The organism is Desulfogranum marinum (assembly GCF_016918565.1).
Taxonomy (GTDB): domain Bacteria; phylum Desulfobacterota; class Desulfobulbia; order Desulfobulbales; family Desulfobulbaceae; genus Desulfogranum; species Desulfogranum marinum.
In genome coordinates this window covers 38,919-64,306 of record NZ_JAFFQD010000029.1, presented here as the reverse complement: position 1 = coordinate 64,306, position 25,388 = coordinate 38,919, and the positions used below count along the sequence as shown (strand labels likewise).

Here is a 25,388-nt window from a genome sequence, read left to right as displayed (position 1 = left end):
CGTTTCACCCTCACAGAATGGTTGTATGAAACCATCAAACTTTACCCCCCAGAAAAGCTGTGGGGGTATTGAAGAAAATTAAAAACTGTGATTAACGGTTAAGTTCTCATGTTTTTTGGTCAGAAGAAACCTGACCGTAGCTATCTTTATGGCATTATTGAACACGAACCATACCAAGCTATACAGCCAGATCAGTAGTGCGTTGGTCCAGCCAATCGGGGAGATAAATATCCCGTAGACGGCGATCAGCGTACCCAGTATTTCCGTGCCAAAGGTTGCGCCAAATAACAGAGGCGCTGGCCATGGACGTTCCCAGAACCAGCCTTCCGATCGAGTGACATAAATCGTGCTGTGACCGGCGATAATCAGCTTCAGGAATAAGAATGTCCGAATTACCTCTTCGGCAACCCCCTGTTCGCGCAAGATGAAAAACAATATAAAGGATGCAACTACTCCGGATATTCCCAGAACGCAGGAAACCACCAAGAGGTCCGGCATTCGCCAGCGCATGGGTTGTCGGTGGACTTTAGCATTGTCATAGGCAATGGCCAAAATCGGAATATCATTAAGCAGCGCCAATAGGATAATCATCAGTGCGGTAATTGGATAGAAATCGAATACTATAATCGACAGGGTCATAAACAAGATGATACGAATGGTTTCCGCAATGCGGAAGGTGGCATAACTTTTCATTCGTGCAAAAGTTATACGGGCCTGCTGCATGGCCTCATTGATTACGGAAAGCCCGGGGGCGGTTAAAATAATATCAGCTGCCGCGCGGGCCGCATCCGTGGCATTGGACACCGCGAAACCACAGTCGGCTTTTTTCAGGGCCGGGGCATCATTAACCCCATCGCCGGTCATGGCCACGACATGTCCCCCCTTTTGCAGGGTATCGACAATCCGGTATTTATCCTCCGGTACCACTTCGGCAAAAATATCCACCTCTTCAATCATTTCGACAATGGCCGATTCGTGAGTATGAAGAAATTCATGTTCAAGAATGCTAGTGTCATAAAGCTCTTTGACTTCATCCACGACTTCAGTAGCAAATTGCCTGGCCTCTTTGAGTGGGGCTTCGCCATGTAGTCGACGATAAATGACTGTAGTGAGGGCCTCCATCAGGTCCATCAACTCAGTGGATCCTGCACCCGACAACTGGTTGGAACGAATCGTATGTTGCGGCAGTCCGAGAATAGCGCCGATTTCCCTGGCAATAGCCAGATTGTCGCCGGTCACCATTTTGACCTTGATTTCGCATCGGTGAATTTCCTTGATGACCTCAATGGAGTCTTCCCGCGGTGGATCGTAGAGGGGTATCAGTCCGAGAATTTGGAGTGGCCCAGTGTCCTCCCTTCGCCCCACGGCCAGGGTACGATAACCATCGGCTGCCAGAGTATCGATGATTTCATGGAGCCTTTCAACTTCGTCCTCGGGCAACTCAGCTAAATCGATCAGTACCTGTGCGGCACCTTTTACTGCTGTAAAACGTTGACCATTGAATTCAACCTCAGCTTCCGTACGTTTGCGTACGGGATCAAACGGGATAAAATTATGGACCCGACAATTTTGCCAGTCTGACTGTGGATAGTTGCTCTCGATATAGCTAAAAATGGGCTGTTCGAGAGGATCGTTGTTTTCTTGACGTGATGCCAAAGCAGCAGTAACAAACAGATCTTTCTCACTAAAGTCAGCCAGTACCACCGGCTCATGTACCTGCATTTCATTTTTCGTCAGGGTGCCGGTTTTATCCGAACAAAAAATATCCACCCCGGCCAGTTCTTCTATGGCGGTCAACCGTGACACAATCGCCTGCCGCCGCGCCAAGTTGAGAGCGCCCACTGCCATGGTCACTGACAGTACAGCTGGGAGTGCCACCGGGATAGCGGCCACAGTCAAAACAAGGGAGAAACGTGCAATCTCTAAAAATGGCTCATGGCGAAACAGCGCCACTAATATGATCAACAGCACCATGCACAGGGTCAGTATGATCAAAAAATTACCGACCTGCATCACCACTTTCTGAAAATGACTGCGTTGTTCTCGCTGGGCTTTAGCAACAAGCTCCACCACGGAGGAGAACTTGGTATGGATACCGGTATTGATCACCACTGCCAGCATTTCACCTTGCTTTACTATGGTATTAGCAAAGCCGAGATCACCAGGCTTCCCATTGACAGGGAGAGATTCTCCAGTCAGGGCAGACTGGTCGATAAGCAGGTAATCACCTTCCAGCAATTGAACATCGGCCGGAATGATATCGCCAATACGCAGTTTGATAATGTCACCGGGGACTAGTTCACGCACTGAAATTCGGTGAAAATTACCATCGCGTCTAACCACTGTTTCTTTGGCCAAATGCTGCTTTAGGGCTTGTAACGCATTAAGTGCGCGGTGCTCCTGAAGGAAATCCAGTCCGGCGTTGACCAGCAACATGGTAAGAATAATAAAAAAATCTTCCCATTTCTGCACCAATGCCGACAGCAGCGCCGCCGCTTCAATCATCCAGGCAATGGGTCCCCAGAAACGTCGAAACAGGCGGTGCCACAAAGGCTCCTGCTTTTCCTCTATTTCGTTATAGCCCCAACTTTCAAGGCGATATTTCGCTTCAATGCCAGAGAGGCCATGATCGAAATCTACTTTTAATGCCTCGAGCGTTTGTAGCGCAGATTGTCCGGCATACTCTTCGGTATTCCTGTTGAACACGGCTACCTCCAAAATTCGTCATTGATATGGTAACATTGTTTCGAATCCATCGATTGGCAGGTCCTATGTTTCCAAGACCCTGTCCGACAATGCCTTTTTCCCTATCGACGTTATCCACAGGAAACCAATGCTTGCAATATCAGCACAATAGCTGCGCTTGACTCCCTGCAAGGGCTTTTATGTAAAAAATCTATTAGCTGACAAACTCCCAGACCACTCACTGCCAGTAAAAAATTATTGTAAAAATCGTCCCTGGATGCTGCTTTCAGCAGTATATGTCGAACTACCTACAACGACAAAATGGTTGCACATTTTTTGCCTTCCTCGAGAGAATTCTTTTTAAGCGAAGCAACTCCCTGGACTGGAACAAATGAAATTGATGCATACTCTTGTAAACATATAATTTCAGACAGTTACATTTTCAAGGAATATATATGAAGTAAAGCCCTCTTCACTAAAACGATTTGTGGAGCTTTATGAACGACCGTTGAATTTGCCAGAATACAGGGTAAAGCAGACAGGATAACGAGAGTAAATGCTATATGTTCCTGCCAGATCGTGCGCAGGTGGCTTGCTGCTGAACAGTTACAATAGTTTTATCTTTCTTCTCCTGTTCAGGCACAATAATATATAGTAACAGAGACTTCCGAAACATTGCACCTGCAAAACTCTGTTTAGCTGACGATAATCATTGCTTCGCAATTTTAGATGGTGTCCTCTGCTCGTTGCAAATCCTGGATAAACGAGGCAACCAAACAACACCTTTGGGAAATAAAAAAAAATACAATGGGTAAAAAAACAAAAACAGCCAGACTGGCTCAACTTCCAGCAACCGCTATCTGCGGTAACGATATTTCTTCATCGGTCCTCTACGTATCTGCCCTATCGATTATCGCTGCTGGCCGGTATGCCTGGGTAGCGCTGCTGCTAGTAGCCGGAGTGCTGCATCTCTTTAGAAAGATATACGGAGAAGTGGTAGGAGCTCTTCCCTTAAATGGAGGAGCCTATAACGCCCTGCTGAATACAACCAGCAAGTCGATCGCCTCACTGGCAGCGACCCTTACCCTTCTCTCCTATATGGCAACAGCAGTGATATCCGCTTCAGAAGCAATGCATTATCTCAGCGGCATTATCCCATCCCTGCCTGTGATTGCAGCCACTATATTTCTACTGGCCCTCTTTCTGGGAATTACGGTCATGGGAATCGGTGAATCCTCAATCGTTGCCCAGATCATATTTATTTTCCATCTGGTTTCCCTGATACTGCTCTCTGGATCAATAATCATATATTTGTTCAGCAACGGCCTCCACATCTTTTACAGCAACAATCAGCTTCCTCTGCCGCATAATGGCAGCATTGGCATGGCTATTTTCTGGGGATTTGCGGCTGCCATGCTTGGGATATCCGGTTTCGAAAGCTCAGCTAATTTTGTAGAAAACCAGCAGGATGGAGTCTTTCCTAAGACATTACGCAACATGTGGTTTGTTGTCAGTGTTTTCAACCCTTTGATGGCCTTTCTAGCTTTGGCGATTATACCGATCCCGGAAGTGAGCATCTATGAAACAAACCTCCTCTCTCATATGGGACAAATAAGCGGCGGTGATTGGCTGGCGGCCCTGATTTCCATTGATGCGGTTGTGGTCTTGAGCGGTGCCGTTTTAACTTCATATATTGGCGTTACAGGCCTCCTCGAACGTATGACGCTCGACCGGATTCTCCCTGGATATCTTCTGAAGAAAAACAAACATGGCAGCTCCTATCGTATTTCTTTGATGTTTTTCCTGTTAAGCGTCTCAATTCTGCTCATTACAGAAGGTAAGGTAGAAACCCTCGCCGGGGTTTACACTATTTCCTTCTTACTGGTTATGGGCCTTTTTGGTGTTGGCAATATTCTCCTCAAAATAAAACGCGAAAAGCTACCCCGCCCAGAGCGTGCGTCATGGTTGTCTGTTATAGTGGCTATTCTCGCCGTCGCTTGTGCCTTATGGGGAAACATCATCAAAGAACCTCTGCCTGGTGAAACCTCCAATCTGAATATCTTTACCGAATATTTTTTTCCAACCATAGTTTTCGTAGCTATTATGCTAAATCGTACAGTATTGCTGGACATACTGATGCGCTTTATAGAGTATCTCTTTATCCCGATATTAAAACTATTAACGAACACCAAACAAAAAATCAGGCTGACAATAGAGAAAATCGAATCACAGGAATTCGTATTTTTTACCAGAGGAGATAATTTGGCAAACCTCAATAAAGTTCTTCTTTATATTCAAAAAAATGAGCACACTAAAAAAATTAAGATCGTTAATGTGCATACAAATGGCGAAAATGAAATAGCAGAAAAACTCGAGAGAGATATTGAATTTCTTGATCGCCAATATCCGGAAATAGACATTAAATTAATAAAACTAAAAGGCGTGTTCGGCCCGGAATTGATACAACAGCTTTCTAAAGAATGGGCAATTCCCGTCAATTTTATGTTCATTGGTTCACCTGGCGACCATTTCCCCTATCGAGTAGAGGAACTGGGCGGCGTCAGGTTGATCATATAAAAAAGATATTTCATTATTGCTATTAGCTATTATGGGCAAACTGATTTCAGTCCAGGTAAAAACGACCATTGCGGAGAAATCTCCCGATGCTGTTGCCTGCTATTTCTGTGCTCAACCAAAACGACCGGTAATATAATCTTCTGTTAACTGATGGAGTGGATTGGTAAAAATTCGATCAGTTGCTCCCACTTCCACCAAGTCACCCAAGTGAAAATAAGCGGTCCGTTGCGAAATCCTTGCTGCCTGTTGCATGTTATGGGTCACAATAACGATGGTATACTGTTCTTTAAGTTCGGTAATAAGATCCTCTACAGTTGCAGTGGCAATAGGGTCAAGCGCTGAGCACGGTTCATCCATGAGAATCACCTCAGGACGAACGGCAACAGCCCTTGCAATACAAAGGCGCTGCTGCTGCCCTCCGGAAAGCCCTGTGCCCGGTTCATCGAGACGATCACTAACCTCATTCCATAAGCCGGCCTTTTTCAGGGAATCCTCTACAATCCCGTCCAGTTCAGTCTTGCTATTCACAATACCATGAATTTTCGGACCATAGGCCACGTTATCATAGATGGATTTCGGAAAAGGATTGGGTTTTTGAAACACCATGCCTACCTGTGCTCGCAATGGCACCACATCAACGGATTTATCATAGATATCATGACCATCCAGCAAAATTTCACCTTTCACCCGACAGATATCAACCGTGTCGTTCATCCTGTTAAGACAGCGGAGAAAGGTCGACTTACCACATCCTGAAGGGCCGATCATGGCCAGTACTTCATTATTAGCAACATCAATGGAGACACTGCGGATCGCTTGCTTATCACCATAAAATACATTGACATCACGACATGTCATCCGGGCATCATCGACAAATTGTGTCCCAACAGTGGTTCGATCTTCGCGGTCTACTTTTTCTTCGACAACCGAATCGATCGCACCAAGGGTATTTTTACCAGTCAAAAAGGTATCGCCCATATCCAGAACCGTATCCATTCCCATAACATTTTCCTGGGGTAGAGAAAACACCGGGAAACAGAAAGATTGTTTCCCGGCACATGTACATCACAGCAAAATTTTTCTGTGAACTGAGACAATCAGAATATTACATTGACAGTGGAGTTAAGCCTTTTGCATCGGCTGCAAATTTAGCGCGTTCCTCAGCTGGAGCAGGAATCAAACCTTTTTCAGTAAGATAGCCATCTTCGCCCCAGGTGCGATCACTGGAAAATTCGGCAAGGAACTCAGCAATTCCCGGGATCACGCCAACATGTGCTTTTTTTACGTAAAAGTAAAGCGGACGTGAAACAGGATATTTACCATCTGCAATATTTTCAAAAGTCGGCGCCTGTCCATCAACGAAGGAACCCTGTATCTTGTCACCATTCTGATCGAGAAAGCTGAATCCGAAAATGCCCAGGCTCTGTGGGTTGGCATCAAGCTTCTGCACAATCAGGTTATCGTTTTCACCGGCTTCAATGTATGCACCGTCTTCACGAACAGTGTGACAGATGCCTTTGTAGGCATTCTTGTCTGATTTCTTCATTGCCTTGATAAAATCAAATTTTTTGCAACCACCTTCCATGGCGAGTTCTACAAATGCATCACGGGTGCCGGAGGTAGGAGGAGGTCCGAGGACTTCAATTGCTGTTGCAGGTAACTCTGGGTTAACATCCTTCCAGGTTTTATAAGGATTAGGCACAACCTTTTCTCCACCCTTTGGATCGGGTACATCCTTGGCTAAAGCGAGGAAGAGATCCTTGCGGCTTAATTTGAGTTGTTCAGCTTTTTTGGAATTGGCTACAACAATCCCATCGTAACCGATCTTGATTTCAACAATATCCTTTACACCGTTATCCTGACATTTTTTGAATTCAGAAGACTTGATGCGACGGGAAGCATTGGTGATATCCGGGGATTCAACACCAACACCTGCACAAAACAACTTCATTCCCCCGCCCGAACCCGTGGATTCAATTTTCGGAGTTTTAAACTTGGTGGTCTTGCCGAATTGCTCAGCCACAGTGGTTGCAAACGGGTATACAGTTGATGAACCGACAATGGAAATGTAGTCTCTTCCACCTGCTGCCGACGAGGTATTCACAGCGGACACAGCCAGTAAAGATACTGCTCCAAAAATAAGCCCTTTTTTCAACATTACTCTTCTCCTAATAATTAGTTTAAAGCCAATTGTTAATTGTTATCAGTGAAGGACTGCTTGCCGCTTCACTATAAAAAAACACTTCTACAACATTTCCTTCTGTTACCAGCGCCGTTCAAATTTCTTTCTCAAAAATACGGCCACCCCGTTCATGCAGATCAAGAAAGTAAGCAGCACCATGATGGCAGCGGAAGTACGTTCGACAAAAGCTCGTTCCGGTGAGTCGGCCCAGAGATATATCTGGACCGGCAGCACTGTGGAAGGATCAGTAAAAGAACCTGGAACATCCACGATAAAGGCAACCATACCAATCATCAAAAGGGGTGCTGTCTCACCGAGTGCCTGGGCCATGCCGATTATAGTACCGGTCATCATGCCAGGCATAGCAAGCGGTAAAACGTGATGAGTGATGGCCTGCATTTTTGATGCACCCACCCCAAGAGCAGCTTCCCTGATGGATGGAGGGACAGACTTAAGCGACGCTCGACTGGCTATGATAATGGTCGGCAGCGTCATCAACGTCAGTACCAGCCCACCAACAAGCGGAGCAGAGCGCGGTAAACCGAAAAAATTAAGAAATACGGCCAGGCCGAGAAGACCGAAAACAATAGAGGGAACCGCAGCCAGGTTATTGATATTGACTTCAATAAAGTCTGTCCATTTATTAGATGGAGCGAATTCTTCCAGGTATACGGCTGCTGCCACACCAATAGGAAAAGACAGGGCCAGTGTGACCAGCAAGGTGAACATAGATCCCATTATTGCCCCCTTAATACCGGACAGTTCAGGTTCTCTGGAATCGCCTGCAGTAAAAAAAGTGGTATTAAATTCAAGCTGCAAACGGCCTGCTTCCACCAGTTGATCCACCCAAGCAATCTGCTCATCGGAGATACGGCGTTCCGACTCCGGGACGTCGCGGGAAATATGTCCTTTGAGCAGCATATCCACCTCATCATCAACCGGAAGACGAACCAGCTTGGTCGTACCTATAAGTCCGGGATCACTTAACACCATGTCCTGCAATTCAAACGCGGCTCCGGAGCTGACAAGTTTGTTCAATCGACGCGTCTGCGACCTACCGCTTACATCGGGAAAAAGCTCGGCCATGGAGGTTTTAATGAGTTTCCCGTAATTGGCATTGCGCAGGTTCTCCACCTGTAGCGCCTGCTCATCAAAGGTAATATCGAGATATATTGCCCCTTGCCGAAAGGCAGTCCATCCGTTGGCGACAATTGAACCAAACAGAAAGACCAAAAACATAAGACTAGCTATAATTGCCGACAGGCCAAGCAGTTTAAACTGTTTTTCCTTACGATATCGCCTGGCAAGACCGCGATTGACGATATCCATAGTCGATGGGGTTTGTTTTTCCATGCTAAGATCCAAACAACGAGGTGGTATTATTCGTACTCTTCGCGGTATTTGCGAACCACATAAAGAGCGATGACATTGAGTATCAAGGTGATAACAAATAGCAATAATCCAAGGGCAAAAGCTGCCAAGGTCTTGGGGCTGTCAAATTCCTGATCCCCAACTAGCAAGGTGACAATCTGCACCGTAACAGTGGTGACAGCCTGTAAGGGGTTGGCAGTCAAATTTGCGGAAAGGCCCGCAGCCATCACCACAATCATGGTCTCACCAATAGCCCTGGACACTGCCAGCAATATGGAACCAACGATTCCCGGCAATGCTGCCGGCAGGATAACATTGGTAATGGTTTCACTCTTTGTCGCTCCAAGTCCATACGATCCATCCCGTAGCGACTGGGGAACGGCATTAATAACATCATCTGAAAGTGACGAGACAAAGGGTATAATCATCACGCCCATAACAATGCCTGCTGCAAGGGCACTTTCAGAGGAAACAGACAGGCCGAATGTCAGGCCGGCATTGCGAATAAATGGTGCAACAACAAGAGCTGCAAAAAATCCGTAAACAACAGTGGGAACACCGGCCAGGATTTCAAGCAGCGGCTTCACGATTGCCCGGAACCGATTGCCTGCATACTCTGAAAGATATATAGCTGCCATCAGCCCAATTGGAACGGCAACTGCCATGGCAATCCCTGAAATCATAAAGGTTCCGGCGAGCACAGGAATCGCACCAAAACTACCGGAGCTGCCTGCCTGATCGGCCCTGATAGCCATCTGCGGGCTCCATTTAAGGCCGAACAAAAAGTCAGTAACCGGTACCTGCTGAAAAAATCGGTAGGATTCAAAAAGGACAGACAGGACGATGCCGACAGTGGTAAGAATCGCAATTGCAGAACAAAAAATCAGAAATATTTTTACAATACCTTCCACCTGATTCCGCGCTCTCATGGCCGGCTTTATTCGCGAATAAACAAATAAACAGCCGATCATGGCACAGGCAAACATAACAATGCCCAGTGCTATCGTACCAACACGCTCCATGGCAATGTATCTGTCTGCAGCAACCTGCAACTGCGGATCTACATCAGCGGAAAAGTAATTTCCGGCGACCAGGTTACGCAAATCATTAACCAACAGGTTAACCTGCGCAGTGTCTACGGGGGCACCATGACCAACAATAGCCCCCATAACCATGTTGGTGAGGACAGTGTCTGCTACAAACTGCCATACACCAAAAATGAGCAGTGCAGGAATCCCGCACCACAGCGCCGTAAGTAATCCGTAATAACCGGGACGAGAGTGCAACCTTACAGACTCATCCTTACGTACAAGTGCAAAAGCTTTCTTCTTCCCAACCCCATAGGCAAGGGAAGACAATATGAGGGTAAAAATAACGAGCAGATTTGGCGACATTATGGGTGCCCCTAAAAAAAAGTATGATTTTCAAATCTCAGACCCAAACAATACCGCCTCTTTGTTAACTGTTCATTCGGCGATTGTTAGAATTCTGTTAAGACGGTTGCAACTCCATCTCTTTTGCGCTTATTGTAAGAATACAATATGGGGTTATGCCATGAGTTGTAGTCTACCTACCTCCCAGGTAAGAAAACGCTATCTTGAACACAAACGACCTTAATTCAATATCATCAGCCTCGCACCCAGGCTCAGTTCTGGTAAACTCGTGGATAATGAATATTGTATTCAATTATTTTTCAGGCATAAGCAATAACGATGTCAAAGGAGAACAGAATGGGAAAATGCATAGGCGTATTGACAGCAGGTGGTGACAGCCCAGGGCTGAATGCCGCAATTCGTGCCATCGGCAAAAGTGCTCTCAATTCTTATAACATGCAGGTTATTGGTTTTAGAGACGGTTTTCGAGGACTCATGGAAAACCGAACAGTACAGCTCCAAAGTGATACGCTCTCCGGTATACTGACCCTTGGCGGTACCATTCTGGGCACCAGTCGCGACAAACCGCATAAAATGCCGGTAGGATCAAAGATGCAGGACATGACCGAAGTCATGCTCGACAACTACCATCGTCATCATCTGGAAGGACTCATTTGTATCGGTGGCGGGGGTACCCAAAAAAATGCACTCCGCCTTGCCCAGGCCGGCATGAACATCATTACCCTGCCCAAAACCATAGATAACGATGTTGCCCAGACCGACATCACCTTTGGCTTTGACACCGCCCTTTCCATAGCAACGGACGCCATAGATCGGTTGCACTCAACAGCCCACAGCCACCACCGTATTATTGTAGTCGAGATCATGGGGCACAAAGCCGGCTGGTTGGGACTCGGCGCCGGCATGGCCAGCGGAGCTGATGTTATCCTTATCCCGGAAATCCCTTATGACGTGAACCTTGTGGCAGAGGCCATTCGCAGAAGAAGACACAGAGGAAAAAATTTCAGCATTGTGGCGGTTTCAGAAGGTGCTCTGGCAAAAGATGACGAGCAACTTTTCACCGAGTTACAAGCAAAAAAGAAAAAAGCCAAAGAAAACAGTGACGAAAAAAAACTGAAAAAAGTCTTGGATTCACTTTCGCAATTTAAGGCAGTCCAGAAAAAAAACACCTTGCTCCTGTCCAGTAAACTGGAAACCCTGACAGGACTGGAGAGTCGGTTGACCATTCTCGGTCACCTGCAAAGAGGTGGAACGCCTTCGGCTGCAGACCGAATTTTGGCAACGCGGCTTGGTACCAAAGCCGTTGAAGCAATAGCCAAACAACAATACGGCAACATGGTTGCCGTCAGTGGGGAAAGCACTAAATTGGTCCCTCTGAAAGAAGTTGCCGGGCAGCGAAAAATAATCCCCCTCGATCACCCGTGGATTCACTCTGCCATCGAGACCGGAACCTGCCTTGGAGAGGAAATCTCTTTGCATGACATAATGTAGATTGGTTCAGGAAAACTCTGTAACGAGCTTGAGCCACCTTTGATTTACTTGACTGGAGAGGAGCGGATTCATTTTGAAATCCATGTCTTCCCAGGCATTACCCAAACTAAACAAGTTCCGATGCAGTGATAGAAAATAATGCCAACCAGTGGTAAAGTACTTTCACATCACGTGGTAACACTATATAGCATACTGCCCTATAATTACTGACCCGGACAAAGGGAACTTACTCGAAAGGTTTTAAGATGACATTTATAGAATTCAAAAAATTACTGCTGGATGCAGAGATAACACTTCCTAAATTTTGCAAGCTGATAAAGGTCAGTGATAAAAATATCCAGTCATACAAAAAGAAAGGCTATGTTCCCAATACGATAGCAGTCATAGTTACATGCTTTGCAAAGATGCAAGCAGACCAGGTAGATTACCGCGCCCTGATAGATAGTCTTGAATTAAAAAAGCAGACTAAAAAAGGAGGATTCAAAAAAAAGAATCCTGAGGTTGAAAATACGTCTACGGAGAGCAAAATTTCAGGCTCGGACCCTGCATCTTCAGTGGCTGAAAAAAAGAACAATGCATAATGAAAAACTTTGAAGCTGACGCCGCCTGAACTGATGAGAAATCCAGGTTAAGCATTTCGATGTGGCTGCTAAAAAATGCCGGTTTCAGCAGCACCCTACACTGTCTGCTGAAACCGGTTTGTAGTTGACCGTTTTATTTTACCGGCCTGTCAATAGCCTTGAAAAGGCTGACGACAGGATCAAGGTAGATCAAATCCGTCAAAATTCATTACTCTATCCCATGCGGCTATAAAGTCGGCCAGAGACTTGTCCTGAATCAAGATACTGCCTGGAATCATTGAATGTACCATCTTTTTGTGAATGTCAATTCAAGCAGGAGCGCCACGCCACGCTTATACAAGTACTATGGCCACCGCTTACAACACTTTTCAACAGCACCAGACATCGGGTTCTCTTTGCCTGACCCATGCTGACCCATGCTGACCCCTCCAGCACAAAAGGGATTACAGATTTCCTCCCCCGCGAACGATTTCCCCTTCCACCAGATAAATTACCTCTTCGGCAATATTATTGGTTCGATCACCAATACGTTCGAGATGGCGTGCAATAAGATACATGTTGACCAAACCGGCTCCATCCCCTCTATGCTTGTCAATTTCCTCAATCACAGCTTTATAGGCAAGGTTACGATACCTGTCGACCTCCTCGTCCATATGGAATATCTTGCGGGCAAGATCAGCATCTTCCGACACTAGCGCATCCAAACCGACCTTGACCATTTCCAACACCTTTTCAGCCATGGGCTGATAGTCAAAATGAAAACTAACATTGTCCGTCTTTTCTATGGTTAGTACCCTTTTAGCAATGTTAACGGCATAATCGGCAATCCTTTCCAATTCACTGTTTATTTTTATGATAGCTACAATCAAGCGTAGGTCTCTGGCCACTGGTTGATGCAGAGCTAAAATTTTCAAACACTCTTCTTCAACCACGATCTCCATATCATCTATTTCCCAATCTGAATTAAGAAGAGCGTTAGCCTGCTCGTGATCGTGATTTTCAATGATACTACAGGCTTTTCGAACTCTATCTTCGACCAGGCCGCCCAGCTCAAGTATTTTCTGTTTCAATCCTTCAATTTCACGATGAAAATGCATGTGTCTACCCAAGATACCCTCCTGTTGGTACAGTAAATTAAAATGAGACTATATTAAAATCACCTGGCGTTACCTCGTTGTTAGGAAATGATTAGGAATACATTAGCATTTTTCTTTTTTCTTGCAACAGCACGGCCAAAGGGTAATGTACTTGTTATTTGCTAAGGGAAACAAGAGGATAGAAAGTGAGTAAACACCGCATTTTGATCGTCGAAGATGATGCCGACATCCAACAGCTGGTCAGTTATAACCTGATCAAGGCTGGTTATAATGTGACCTGTGCCGACACCGGGGAAGAAGCATTACAGATCCTGGAAAACGAATCCATCGATGCCATGCTCCTTGATCTCATGTTACCGGGACAAGACGGCATGGAAATATGCAGTGCTGTCAGGGCGACCGAAAAGACATGTGCTCTGCCCATCATCATGCTCACTGCAAAAGGTGAAGAGGATGATGTTGTCTCAGGACTGGAATATGGTGCCGACGATTATGTTACCAAACCTTTCAGTCCACGGGTATTGCTTGCCAGAATCGAAGCTGTGCTCCGCAGAAAATCAGGTCGACAGCTAGAAGATCAAGGTGATGAAAAAGACGGTATTTTTCTCCATTCCATGGAGATCCATCCTGGTCGCCATGAAGTTCGCATCGAAGGCGTGAAAATACACTTAACCATCACCGAGTTTACAATCCTCACCTTGTTGGCGAGTCGACCGGGTTGGGTTTTCTCCAGGCAGCAAATTATCGATCACGTTCGCGGCTATGACTATATGATTACCCCTCGCGCTGTGGATGTGCAAATATTTGGTCTGCGCAAAAAACTTGGCCAGGCAGGCAGTTATATCGAGACCGTACGAGGCATTGGCTATAGAATTAAAGAGTAGACAATCCCATATCATATCAACGGCATACACCTGACAGGCTGCACTAACCAGCCCTCCTCACCTTTTCAACTGATCCAAATTCATGAAAAACATACGTCTTTTTTGGCAAATATTTCCGGCAATCATCATTACCACCATGATTACCCTGGTTACTGTTGTCTGGTATATCTCAACAACAAGTCGTGATTTTTACCTGGAACAACTCCAGGTAGGACTGCAAGACAGAGCCCTGCTCATTGAGTCGTCCATCGCCTCGTATGCAGCAACCTCCCAGGAACGACTCCATTCATTTATTCGGACCGCAGGCAGAAAGGCATCCACCCGCATTACCCTGATCGACAAAGACGGGCTGGTATTAAGCGACTCCAATGAAGACTATAAACAAATGGATAATCATGCCAACCGTCCGGAGATCCAAATGGCCAGGGAAGGGAAAACAGGGACATCCATCCGGTTCAGTAAAACCCTCGGCCAGTCCATGCTCTACGTCGCTCTTCCGATTCAGCTTAAAGATGGAGAACAGGCAATTCTTCGTCTTTCAGTGGCCACCACCTCCTACGAAGAAAAACTCAAGTCGATTTATACTAAAATTGGATTAATAGGTATCGGCATATTTTTTATTGCCGCCTTGCTCGCCCTCTTTAGCGCACGCCGTATCAGTCGCCCATTGGAAAAGATGAAAAAGGGAGCAGAACAGTTGACCAAGGGCCGGATTGATCATTTAATAAAAATAAGCAGTGACCATATGTCAGTAGAAATGGCTGGTCTTGCCGGAGCTCTCAACCAGATGGCAGAGGAAATCAACCGTCGGGTTCGAGTTATTATCCAGCAACGAAATGAATTAGAAGCGGTTTTCGCCAGTATGGCCGACTCAGTGGTGGCCATTGACGCAGAGCAGAAAATTCTCCGTATGAACAAAGCCGCAAGCGGATTGTTTACCCTCTCTTCGGAGGCGGTAAAAGGAGTGCCCATTCATGGAGTAATCCGCAACCAGAAATTGCTCAGCCTTATAGAGCAGGCATTACAGGAAAACGTCACCATCAAAGAAGAGGTTACTCTTTTTAACGGTACCCAGCCGCTTATCCTGCAAGTTCATGTAGTGCCACTGTGCGACGAGCAACATCCCTTGGGAGTACTGTTGGTCATGCACGATCTCACCAAACTCAATCGACTTGAAAATATCCGCCAGGACTTTGTCGCCAATGTATCCCATGAACTCAAAACCCCAATTACAGCAATAAAAGGTTATGTAGAGACGCTGTTGGACGGTGCTTTGGAAAACCACGACGATGCCGTTAAATTCCTGACAATTGTCGCAAAACAGACCTCCCGGCTCAACTCAATTATTGATGATCTTCTGGCCCTTTCACGGATAGAAAATAAACAAGAAGCCGGGGGAGTGGAGCTGACGCTCCAGCCGGTAACTCCCCTTTTTGAAGCGGCCATACAGACGTGCAACAGCCAGGCTCATGAAAAAAACATGACCGTTACAATAGAAAATAATGATGAGCTCCAGGTCCCCATGAACCGCCCGTTACTCGAACAGGCCATCATCAATCTGCTTCAGAATGCTCTGGCCTATAGCCCGGAACACTCAAAAGTGATTCTCAGAGCCGCAAGCAGTCAGACCATGACAGGTGGACAGATGATAAATCTCAGTGTTATTGATCAGGGACCTGGAATTGCCAAAGAACATCTTCCTCGGCTTTTCGAACGCTTTTATCGATGCGATAAAGCAAGGGGAAGGAATTTGGGAGGAACAGGTCTGGGACTGGCCATTGTTAAACATATAGCCCATACTCACAACGGCAGAGTGGATGTGACCAGTTCCCCGGATACGGGTTCTACCTTTACCCTTACAATACCAATCAATGCAGCAGAGTTAAGTTAACCAGTGAGGCAAAGAAAGACTCGTTGAATAAAAAAGGTGCCGCATGCGGCACCTTTTTTAATTTTTTGGGGGTATGTTGAATTGTTACTATTTAGTTCGAGGTCAGGTCAGCCTCAACAGGGTGATTTCATGCTGCACTATTCTTAATACAACTCCAACAAGTTACTTTTAAACCAGAACATTCTTTCATAGGTACGATACGGTTATATTAACCCGTTAGTTAATAACACGAGAGAATTATTTTGGATCTATCCCAAGTTGTCGTCCGTCCAGCTCAGCTTTACGCCACGTAGAGTTCTCGATTATCTAAAATTAACAGGAAATACACTCAGGCTATATCAACAGCTTGACAATTAGCATGATTTTATCCTGGGCAACACCCTGTAAATATAAATTTTTAAAAGTCAACCATAACTCCTCCCCAACACAAACCGGCGGGATCCCACCCCTTGAAAGCAAACAGGATGGGGGAGATATGACCCGCTTGGCGTAAAGTGATTTTCACCATGTCCTTTCTCTACCTGCAAAGCCTGTTTACCGAAAAAGCAGTTGAGTTTACAACTGGGCTACATTATTGTTATAGGTTAATTTTTCTTACATGAGGCCATCGATACCGCTTCATGCAAATACCATCTTGGTGTCACCTGCACAGTGTTACCCGGCACACTCCGCCGGGGATTCCACATGTGAATCAAAATCGAACAGGTGCTATCGGAAACCTTTTATCCAAGGAAATGCAATGCGTCTTTTTTTGCTTGTTTGTTTCTTTTTCTCCTCTCTCGCAGTCACAGGTTATTGCCAGGATCCTCCACCGGCAAAAGTGCGAACTGCACCCATCACCAAAGAACAGGTTTCCAGAAATAAACCCTTCCTGGGAATCCTGTATTACGACAGGTTGAGCAAGGTTTCCAGTGAGGTAGCCGGGCTGGTGGAAACGATTAATGTCAGGAGCGGTGATAGAGTCAAAAAGGGGGAGCCTTTGGTACAACTCAACACCGACTTGCTTGATCAAGATATCAAGTTAAGTACCACCAGGGTAAAACAGAAAAAACTGGAAAACGAACTGGCACAAAAAAACTACGATCGACAAAAGAGCCTTCTCGAAAATCGGGGAGCCAGTCAAAAAAAGTACGATGATGCCCAATTTGCCTATAATAATTCCATGATGGAACAACAGGCGGCACAGCATATTCTGGCAAGATTACGCCTCCAACAGAAAAAATCCCTGATTACAGCCCCGTTTGACGGTATCATCCTTGAAAAAAATGTAGATTCAGGTGACTGGGTACAACAGGGTGGGCAGGTTGCGGTAATTGGCGCCTCTGATGCCCTTTTTGTAAAAGTTCCCGTGGGTGAAACGCTGCTCCAATTCATTCAACCAGGTGCGGAAGTGGAAGTGGTTATCAATGCTTTTGCTCAATCCCTGACCGGTACCATTGACACCATCGATCCTCGAGCCGATACAAAAACAAAAAATGTTTCCATTAAAATTCGCATCCCCGTGATTGCAAAAAGTGTGGAAAACTTATCAGCCACGGTTCATCTCCCCATCAGCAACAAGCAGCAACTCAGCATCATCCCCAGGGATGCCCTGATCAAATTCAAAGGCAAGGATTTTGTGTACACGGTAAAAGAGGGAAAGGCCGGCATCCTTCCTGTGAATATCGTCACCTTTCTTGGTGATAAGGTTGCAGCAGACAACCCCTACCTCGCTCCGGGTATGCCGGTTGTTATTGAAGGTAACGAGCGTCTTCGCCCCGACCAACCTGTAACCATCATAGGGGAATAAGCGCTATGGATATCATTCGCTACTCCCTTGAAAAACCAGTCACGGTAGCAGTTGGGGTTATTCTGGTCATACTTTTCGGGATCATCGGTCTCAATGCTTTACCGGTCCAACTGACTCCAGACGTAGAGACACCGCAAATAACGGTCAACACCAGCTGGAGCGGAGCAACGCCCTATGAAGTGGAAAAGGAGATTATCGAGCAGCAAGAAGACACCCTGAAAGGATTGCAGGGGTTGACGAAAATGGAAAGCGCCAGCTACAATTCATTTGGAGAAGTCACCCTTTCGTTCCAGGTCGGCACCAATATTGATGATGCCCTGCTCCGGGTCTCCAATAAGCTCAACGAGGTTTCCGACTACCCTGAGACTGCCAAAGAGCCCGTTATTGAAGCTGCCGGCGCACAGAGTTCCCCTGTCATCTGGATGGTCATTCGCCCCAAGCCTGATAACAAAGAACCCATTAACCACTATCGTACTTTTTTCGAAGATACAGTACGGCAGCACTTGGAAAGGGTACCAGGAGTCGGCTCCCTGTTCGTCTTCGGCGGCACTGAGAATCAACTCGAGGTTGTGGTGGCCCCACAGCAAATGGCTCGTTTCGATGTCTCGATTAACCAGATTGTACAGGCTATCCAACAGGCCAACAGTAATATAGCCGCAGGCGTGCTCGGTATAAAAAATAAGAACTACCGAATCAGAACCGTCAGTCAGTTTCAAACTGCCGGTGATGTCCTCGACGTTGTCATTGCTGACGACGGCGTCAACCGGGTCTACCTCCATGATGTGGCAACAGTTGAAAATGGTCACAAAAAGGAAGACGTCTCTGTATTGCATAACGGAGACCAGGTTATTGTTGTCGGAGTGCGTCGAGAGCAGGGCGCAAATGTACTGCACATGACAGATCAGCTTGAAATTGTCATTAACAGGCTCAACACCTCCATGCTCGACCAGGAGGGCTTATACATTGATTGGGTCTACGACCAGAGACCGTACATCAACCGGGCTATCTCCATTGTTAAGCAAAATGTCCTTATCGGTGGTCTGCTCGCTATAGGGGTACTTTTACTTTTTTTGCGCAGTCTCAGATCCACAGCAACCATTGCCATGGCCATCCCTATCTCCGCCATTGGAGCCTTTGTTTTCCTTTGGCTGACAGGTCGAAATCTGAATGTGGTCAGCCTGGCAGGTATTTCTTTTGCCGTCGGTATGTTGGTGGACAACTCCATCGTTGTTTTGGAAAATATTGATCGCCATCGACAAATGGGCAAAACTGCCATTAAGGCTGCCTATGAAGGTACTCAAGAGGTATGGGGCGCCATTTTTGCTTCGACCGCGACCACGGTAGCCGTATTCCTGCCGGTTGTTTTTATCCAGGAAGAGGCAGGGCAACTCTTTCGTGATATTGCTATCGCCATCACTTCCTCAATTCTCCTCAGTCTTGTTGTTTCCATTTCCGTGATACCCACCCTCATTAATCTGCTCTATCGTAACAGGGGAGTGAGTCAAAAAAACAAACTACAGCGTTCCGTTGTTGGCCCATGGCTTGCGGCTTGGATCATGCGTTTTTCCAATCTGTGCATGAAAAACGTTTTTACCCGGATCACCTCGGTGGTGGCATTTACAGCGATGTCCATAGTGCTGATAATAAGCCTGCTGCCCAGTGCTGAATATCTTCCCCTGGGAAACAGAAATCTGATCCTTAACATTTTGATCCCGCCACCGGGCTATTCTGTAGCGAAACAAAAAGAACTGGGCCGTTATATATACAATGAAGCAGCCCCTTACTTTAAAGAGGACGGCAAAGACGGTGTTCCACAGATAAAACAGATGTTTTACGTAGGTGCTGACCGCATCAACCTTTTTGGCGGGATCAGCGAGCATGAGACCAGGGCCAGTGAAATGATGCCGCTTTTCAATCGAATTATGCAATCTATACCCGGCATCTTTGGCGTGAGTATCCAGGCAGGAATCTTTGAATCCGGCATAGGCAAAGGACGTACAGTAGAGGTCAATATCGCGGGCAATGACATCGACGCTATTATTGACGCGGCTCGAACTGTCTACGGCATGACCAGCCAGAATATTAAAGGGGCACAAATAAGACCGGTTCCATCGCTTGAAACGAGTTATCCCGAGGTCAAAATCATACCCGACAAAGAAAAGTTACGCGCCAACGGTTTAACCGAATCAGATCTCGGCGTGTATGTGGATATCCTCATGGATGGTCGAAAAATAGACGAATATCGTCCTGAAGGTACCAAACAAGTCGACTTGGTTATCAAAGGGGACGAAGCACTCTTTCTCACTCCGGAAGACATTCTTAACGCGACCATTGTCTCGGGTTTGGGTGATCTGATTCGTATTGGAGACGTGGCGGAATTATTCTATACCCAGGGAATGCCGCAAATCAACCACCTGGAAAGAAATCGGACCATCACCCTCCAGGTCACGCCCCCTCCTGAGGTTGCCCTGCAGGCGGCCATGGAAATCATTGAAAAGGACATCGTGGGTTCCCTGGCAAAGGCAGGCAAACTGAACAATGTTACGGTTTCCATTGGCGGCAATGCCGACAAACTCACCGAGACCCGTAAGGCACTGCAATGGAACATGCTACTGGCTCTGGTTATCACCTACCTCTTGATGGCCGCGCTTTTTGAAAACTTTCTCTACCCCTTGATCATCCTCTTTACCGTCCCCCTTGCCGCGGCCGGAGGGCTCATAGGGCTCCGTGCTGTTAACGCTCTGGTTGCACCCCAGGCACTGGATGTGCTCAGCATGCTTGGATTCATTATCCTTATCGGCACCGTGGTTAACAATGCGATCCTCATTGTGCACCAGTCGTTGAACAATATACGTTACAAAAACATGGCTGGGACGACAGCCATCTCAGATGCAGTCAAAACCAGAATACGACCCATTTTCATGAGTGCCACCACCAGTGTACTCGCCATGTCGCCCCTGGTTATCGCCACAGGATCAGGGAGTGAACTGTATAGGGGATTGGGCTCTATCCTACTGGGGGGATTAGGTATATCAACCATGTTCACGTTATTTGTTATTCCTTCGCTGCTGAGTTTTTTTATTGTTTTTGAAAAGCCCAAAATCCAAACAGATTCTGCAAATGCAAAAGATGCCCTATAGAGCATGGATATTCCGGCAATTGCTCAACACGACTTTTTTCCTAAGGAAAGACTACTAGATGACGGATTTGCAAGAGTTTATAAACCAGACGACCCGATTACCTACACCCCCTGCAATTGCACTGAAAATTCTGGAGGCGGTTCGCAGTGATGAGATAAATTTTGAAGAACTGGCAGATATCGTCATGGCCGATCCGGTACTCACGGCTCAAGTCCTGAAAGTTGCCAACTCTTCGCTTTACAGCTTGCCCAAGCAAGTCACCTCCCTGTCCCAGGCCACAGGACTGCTAGGCACCCAAACGCTCAAAAACATTGCCCTTTCTTTTGTCATTGTCGACAGCTTTAAAGACATCCCACAGGGGGGATTTGATCTCGACCTTTTCTGGAAAAGATCCATTTCGACAGCGGTTTCTGCAAAAACACTGGCAAAAAAAACAGGCATTGCCGACGAAGATATATTCATCACGGCTCTACTCCAGGATATAGGTATACTAATCTTCTTTCTGGTAGATGCACCCGCCTTCACAGAAATGCTTGATAAAAACCGCATCACCGGGAAACGCTTTTACGAGGCAGAAAAAGATCAATTCGGATTTGACCATACAGAACTTGGGTCCCACCTGCTCAAATCCTGGAACCTGCCGGAAACAATTTACAATCCTATTAGGTACCATCACACCAGCGAAACCTTTGACAACCAACATGGGCCTGCCCAGCTACTCAACATATCCGACAAGATCTCTTCAATATACCATAGTTCACAATCAAACAAAAAATTTGCAGAAGTCCATAACTCGCTGGCAAAAAATTTTGGGGTGGAGCATGAACAGATAGATGAGTTGATTGATTCCATTGGTGAAAAAGCAAGAGAAGTAATGGGTCTATTTGCCGTGGATCCAGGAGAGATGAAACCCTTTTCTCAGCTGATGCAGGAAGCCAACGATGAGCTACGACGACTTAATTTCTCTTATGAACAAGTTGTACTGGAGCTGAAACAGGCCAAGCAGACTGCAGAACAACTGGCTCTCAATCTGAAAGAAGCCAATGACAAATTGCGAAAACTCGCCTTTCGTGATGATCTAACCGGACTCTACAATCACAGATATTTTCAGGAAATCCTTGAAGCAGAAATTCAGAGGTCAATCCGATACAAACATTCTGTCTCTCTTTTACTACTGGATGTCGATTTTTTCAAACGAGTGAATGACACCTACGGCCATCCTGCCGGCGACCATGTACTCCGCCAGGTCAGTCTGAAAATGGCTAAATTGGTTCGCCACTGCGACATAGTTGCCAGATATGGCGGAGAAGAATTTGCCATTATACTCCCCGAGATAAAGAAAAGCGGTGCCAAGGTTCTTGCCCAGCGTATCCGCCGTGGCATAGAACAACTGGAGCTCACCATCAACAGCCAGCAACTTAAAATTACAGTCAGTGTCGGTGTTAGCAGCACCGATGATATAGAGGGAGTTAAAGACGCTAGACCAGCACTCATCAGCAACGCTGATCAAGCTCTGTATACTGCCAAAAGAAATGGTAGAAACAGAGTCGAAATTTAAATAAAATGGCAGGCCCTATGACCCACCAGTTGTCACCGCCTCGGCTCGGCTAAAACCCGCTTGATTGTCAAACCTATTTTTTCAACGGTATATGGCTTTTTCAGATACTGCCCCACGCCAAGCATCATGGCCGCTTTCACCCTTGCGGTTTCAGCATATCCGCTGGCTATAATCGCCTTTTGCCCCGGGTAGAGCTGCACAATTCTTTTGTAGGTCTCCAGTCCGTCCATATAGGGATCAGCCAAAATCATATCCAATACCACCAGGTCAACTCTCTGCCGCTGAAGATAGGCCAATGCCTCTTCGCCGCTGCTAACCGCATCGGCCTGATACCCGAGTTGGGTAAGAATAGCCACCGCCAGGTCACGCTGCTCCACTACATCATCAACGACCAGAAGCCGTTCCCCGTGACCGCGAACATCATTTTGGTTCTGCAATCGCACTTCCTGTGCAATATCTTCACGGGTTGCTCGAAAAAAGAGTTCAAAAGTAGTCCCTTTTCTCTCCTCGCTGGTAACATTAACAAACCCCTCGTGATCCTGAAGAGTTGCCCACACAACGGCGAGCCCGAGCCCGGTCCCACTCTTTCCCAACCGTTTTTTTGAAAAAAAAGGTTCAAAAACATGCCCGATATCCTCCTGGGCTATCCCATCGCCCTGATCGACGACCCTCAGCACCACATATTCCCCTTCCTTAACCTGCTGGAAGCCATCAAGAAAATGGTCAACATATTTATTTTCAGTGGTAATGAGAACATGCCCTCCTTGGGGCTGAACCTCGATGGCATTATTAACAAGATTGAGGATCGTTTTTTCCAGATGTAATGGCGCTCCCTTCATTTTCATCAACTCAGATTCCAGCTCTACATCCACCACTACTTCAGGATGCTGCTCCAACATTTTTGTATACTCGGAGGACCCAAGGTACTTTTCTATCAGGTTATTTAAATTAAGCACCATCCGCTGCTCAACTCCCCTCCGGGCAAGGGTCAGTAAATCTTCAACTACATTGGCAGCTTGCAGGCCGGCCTCCTTAATTATAGTAATAGGCTTCCTTTGCGGACTATCAGGCGGCAGACTGTTCATAATAAGGTCAGGATAGCCGATCATTGATGAAAGAATGTTATTAAGATCATGGGCAACACCGCTTGCGAGGAGCCCCAGAGCCTCCATTTTTTGACTTTTTACAAGCTGCTCCTGCACATTTTTCAAATCTTCTGCAGCTTTTTCCTGCCTGTCCACCATCCTGTTAGCTGCTCGGACGAGCCCTTGAAACTCTTTGAAATGAACATCTTGGGCCTCTATTTTCCTTACATCTTGTAATGATTGTTCTAAAAAATCGGTAAACAGGACAATATTATTACCAATACCTCGGGTCAAATAACGAGATAACAAAATAATCGGCACCATGCTGACAAGTAATATAAACAAGAAAATAACAGCATGATTTTGTATCTTTTCTATCAGCGCCCTTCGTTTTAAAGCGAGGGTTTGGTTAATTGCATCCACATACAGCCCGGACCCAACCATCCACTGCCAGCCATCCACACCTCGCGAATACCCTACCTTTGGAGCAGGCAATCCGGTACTCGGTCTGATAGTCCCCACATATTCCAGAAACCCACTTCCCTCGTTACGGGCCATACGGATAAATTCCTGCAGCACCGCCGTTCCGTTAGAATCCATAAATGTCCAGCGATTCACTCCGATATTTTCAGGTTTATAGTGGGCCAGGGTCGTTCCCTCGTAATCATAGACAAAAATATACCCTTCCTCGCCATATCGAACCTGATTTATCCAGCCCAGTGTTCTCTGCTGAATTATTTGCGTATAATTTTCAAGATAAGTGCCTGTCCCAATGTACCATCCAAGAGGCTCAAAAGATTTGATGAAGCCTAGCTTTTCCTTCATCTTTGCCGACTTATCGGGTTCATACCAATACCAATTTAAAAATCCCTCCCCTTTGGTTTTGATCAACTCAATTCCTCGCCTGACCGTATACCCCCCTTTGCTGTCCTTTAAATCAATCATGTTGGTCCCTTCCAGCTCAGGTGAAAAGGGGAGCAGTATGTTATTGCCGTCCAGGTCATAAATAAAAAAATAACCGGCTCCACCATCAAAGCGAACATTGCGCAGTGCCTCGGTAATAAGCAGCTTTACCTCCTGCTCACTTTTTGAGCCTGCAAAGCCGGCATACAGAGTCTGCGCAATATTGATAGCCTCCTCAACCCTGGCTCGCAGAGTGACTTTCAACTCCCTTTCGGTTTGCCTTCGCTGGTAGTTGATAAAATCAACGATCCTGTCGACTTCCATACGGGCAACAGCTTTGTGTTCTTGGACATACGCCTCTTTCCGGGCTTTGGCTTCGGCATCAAACTTTATAAATTGATCGGCAACCCAGAGCGCGCCGACAGAAAAATAAACAAGCATTATGATCAAGATTATGCTGGCAGTTATTGTTCCCTGAAAGCTCAAGCGTCGCAGCCACTGCATAAATATCCCCGATTCTTTAAGAAAGGACTGATAATACAGCCCATATAATGCACACAAAAAGATATGAGTGTGTAGCTCACCTGTCCGGCCTAGCACAAACACTAACTAAAAAAGGGCTATGCGATTTCCACCCTTGACCGTTACACTATATGATAGGTATAAAATTGTTGTCAACAAGCCAGTCATCAGGCCCTTTGTACAAAGCCCTCTGCATAAAAAACATATATTTGCAGCCTAACCCGAATTTCTCATCAGT

At 46.3% G+C, this 25,388-nt stretch carries 15 protein-coding genes; 8 read left to right on the top strand and 7 right to left on the bottom strand.

Features of this window, described 5'->3' with window-relative positions:
• Positions 1 to 78: 78 nt before the first annotated feature.
• A complete protein-coding gene (locus JWH17_RS15660; RefSeq protein ID WP_205223573.1) occupies positions 79 to 2,706 on the bottom strand; it encodes a plasma-membrane proton-efflux P-type ATPase in 2,628 nt (875 codons plus the stop codon).
• A 786-nt stretch (positions 2,707 to 3,492) separates the two neighbouring features.
• On the opposite strand from JWH17_RS15660, the gene JWH17_RS15655 reads away from it, so the two are divergent.
• Entirely contained in the window at positions 3,493 to 5,262 is a 1,770-nt protein-coding gene (locus JWH17_RS15655; protein WP_205223572.1) for an APC family permease, read from the top strand.
• 111 nt (positions 5,263 to 5,373) lie between these two features.
• Here the strand turns inward: JWH17_RS15655 and pstB are convergent, their stop codons facing one another.
• From pstB to pstC, 4 genes are all read right to left on the bottom strand, one after another.
• Positions 5,374 to 6,120, bottom strand: a complete 747-nt coding sequence (pstB, locus tag JWH17_RS15650) for a phosphate ABC transporter ATP-binding protein PstB (RefSeq protein WP_232371124.1) — start codon at positions 6,118 to 6,120, stop codon at positions 5,374 to 5,376.
• 247 nt (positions 6,121 to 6,367) lie between these two features.
• Positions 6,368 to 7,420 (bottom strand): PstS family phosphate ABC transporter substrate-binding protein, encoded by a 1,053-nt coding sequence (locus JWH17_RS15645; protein ID WP_205223571.1) that lies wholly within the window; start codon positions 7,418 to 7,420, stop codon positions 6,368 to 6,370.
• A 105-nt stretch (positions 7,421 to 7,525) separates the two neighbouring features.
• Positions 7,526 to 8,797: a phosphate ABC transporter permease PstA gene (gene pstA, locus JWH17_RS15640; protein WP_232371120.1), complete on the bottom strand. Its 1,272-nt coding sequence runs from the start codon at positions 8,795 to 8,797 to the stop codon at positions 7,526 to 7,528.
• A 26-nt stretch (positions 8,798 to 8,823) separates the two neighbouring features.
• Positions 8,824 to 10,209 (bottom strand): phosphate ABC transporter permease subunit PstC, encoded by a 1,386-nt coding sequence (gene pstC, locus JWH17_RS15635; protein ID WP_205223570.1) that lies wholly within the window; start codon positions 10,207 to 10,209, stop codon positions 8,824 to 8,826.
• A 336-nt stretch (positions 10,210 to 10,545) separates the two neighbouring features.
• Here pstC and JWH17_RS15630 point away from each other — a divergent pair, with 336 nt between their 5' ends.
• Both JWH17_RS15630 and JWH17_RS15625 read left to right on the top strand, forming a co-directional pair.
• Entirely contained in the window at positions 10,546 to 11,700 is a 1,155-nt protein-coding gene (locus tag JWH17_RS15630) for a 6-phosphofructokinase (RefSeq protein ID WP_205223569.1), read from the top strand.
• Positions 11,701 to 11,945: 245 nt separating this feature from the next.
• Complete coding sequence (locus JWH17_RS15625; protein ID WP_205223568.1) at positions 11,946 to 12,281, top strand: hypothetical protein; 336 nt, start codon at positions 11,946 to 11,948, stop codon at positions 12,279 to 12,281.
• A 443-nt stretch (positions 12,282 to 12,724) separates the two neighbouring features.
• Here JWH17_RS15625 and phoU read toward each other — a convergent pair whose 3' ends face one another.
• Complete coding sequence (phoU, locus tag JWH17_RS15620) at positions 12,725 to 13,390, bottom strand: phosphate signaling complex protein PhoU (protein WP_232371119.1); 666 nt, start codon at positions 13,388 to 13,390, stop codon at positions 12,725 to 12,727.
• A gap of 173 nt (positions 13,391 to 13,563) precedes the next feature.
• On the opposite strand from phoU, the gene JWH17_RS15615 reads away from it, so the two are divergent.
• The 5 genes from JWH17_RS15615 (at position 13,564) to JWH17_RS15595 (ending at position 22,640) form a co-directional block, all read left to right on the top strand.
• Positions 13,564 to 14,262 (top strand): response regulator transcription factor, encoded by a 699-nt coding sequence (locus JWH17_RS15615; protein WP_205223567.1) that lies wholly within the window; start codon positions 13,564 to 13,566, stop codon positions 14,260 to 14,262.
• A gap of 82 nt (positions 14,263 to 14,344) precedes the next feature.
• On the top strand, positions 14,345 to 16,153 hold the full coding sequence (locus tag JWH17_RS15610) for a HAMP domain-containing sensor histidine kinase (RefSeq protein WP_205223566.1): 1,809 nt from the start codon (positions 14,345 to 14,347) through the stop codon (positions 16,151 to 16,153).
• A 739-nt stretch (positions 16,154 to 16,892) separates the two neighbouring features.
• On the top strand, positions 16,893 to 17,942 hold the full coding sequence (locus tag JWH17_RS15605) for an efflux RND transporter periplasmic adaptor subunit (protein WP_205223565.1): 1,050 nt from the start codon (positions 16,893 to 16,895) through the stop codon (positions 17,940 to 17,942).
• Between the two features lie 5 nt (positions 17,943 to 17,947).
• Positions 17,948 to 21,082, top strand: coding sequence for an efflux RND transporter permease subunit (locus JWH17_RS15600; protein WP_205223564.1), 3,135 nt, complete (start codon positions 17,948 to 17,950; stop codon positions 21,080 to 21,082).
• A gap of 58 nt (positions 21,083 to 21,140) precedes the next feature.
• Complete coding sequence (locus JWH17_RS15595) at positions 21,141 to 22,640, top strand: sensor domain-containing diguanylate cyclase (RefSeq protein ID WP_205223563.1); 1,500 nt, start codon at positions 21,141 to 21,143, stop codon at positions 22,638 to 22,640.
• Between the two features lie 32 nt (positions 22,641 to 22,672).
• Here the strand turns inward: JWH17_RS15595 and JWH17_RS15590 are convergent, their stop codons facing one another.
• On the bottom strand, positions 22,673 to 25,132 hold the full coding sequence (locus JWH17_RS15590) for a cache domain-containing protein (protein ID WP_205223562.1): 2,460 nt from the start codon (positions 25,130 to 25,132) through the stop codon (positions 22,673 to 22,675).
• Between the last annotated feature and the right edge of the window lie 256 nt (positions 25,133 to 25,388).

Bases quoted from the DNA above. Each gene is read 5' to 3' on its own strand.
- pstA (WP_232371120.1), bottom strand. From the start codon at position 8,797: ATGGAAAAACAAACCCCATCGACTATGGATATCGTCAATCGCGGTCTT.
- JWH17_RS15655 (WP_205223572.1), top strand. From the start codon at position 3,493: ATGGGTAAAAAAACAAAAACAGCCAGACTGGCTCAACTTCCAGCAACC.
- JWH17_RS15645 (WP_205223571.1), bottom strand. From the start codon at position 7,420: ATGTTGAAAAAAGGGCTTATTTTTGGAGCAGTATCTTTACTGGCTGTG.
- pstB (WP_232371124.1), bottom strand. From the start codon at position 6,120: ATGACATGTCGTGATGTCAATGTATTTTATGGTGATAAGCAAGCGATC.
- JWH17_RS15605 (WP_205223565.1), top strand. From the start codon at position 16,893: ATGCGTCTTTTTTTGCTTGTTTGTTTCTTTTTCTCCTCTCTCGCAGTC.
- pstC (WP_205223570.1), bottom strand. From the start codon at position 10,209: ATGTCGCCAAATCTGCTCGTTATTTTTACCCTCATATTGTCTTCCCTT.
- JWH17_RS15630 (WP_205223569.1), top strand. From the start codon at position 10,546: ATGGGAAAATGCATAGGCGTATTGACAGCAGGTGGTGACAGCCCAGGG.
- JWH17_RS15600 (WP_205223564.1), top strand. From the start codon at position 17,948: ATGGATATCATTCGCTACTCCCTTGAAAAACCAGTCACGGTAGCAGTT.
- JWH17_RS15590 (WP_205223562.1), bottom strand. From the start codon at position 25,132: ATGCAGTGGCTGCGACGCTTGAGCTTTCAGGGAACAATAACTGCCAGC.
- JWH17_RS15625 (WP_205223568.1), top strand. From the start codon at position 11,946: ATGACATTTATAGAATTCAAAAAATTACTGCTGGATGCAGAGATAACA.
- JWH17_RS15610 (WP_205223566.1), top strand. From the start codon at position 14,345: ATGAAAAACATACGTCTTTTTTGGCAAATATTTCCGGCAATCATCATT.
- JWH17_RS15595 (WP_205223563.1), top strand. From the start codon at position 21,141: ATGACGGATTTGCAAGAGTTTATAAACCAGACGACCCGATTACCTACA.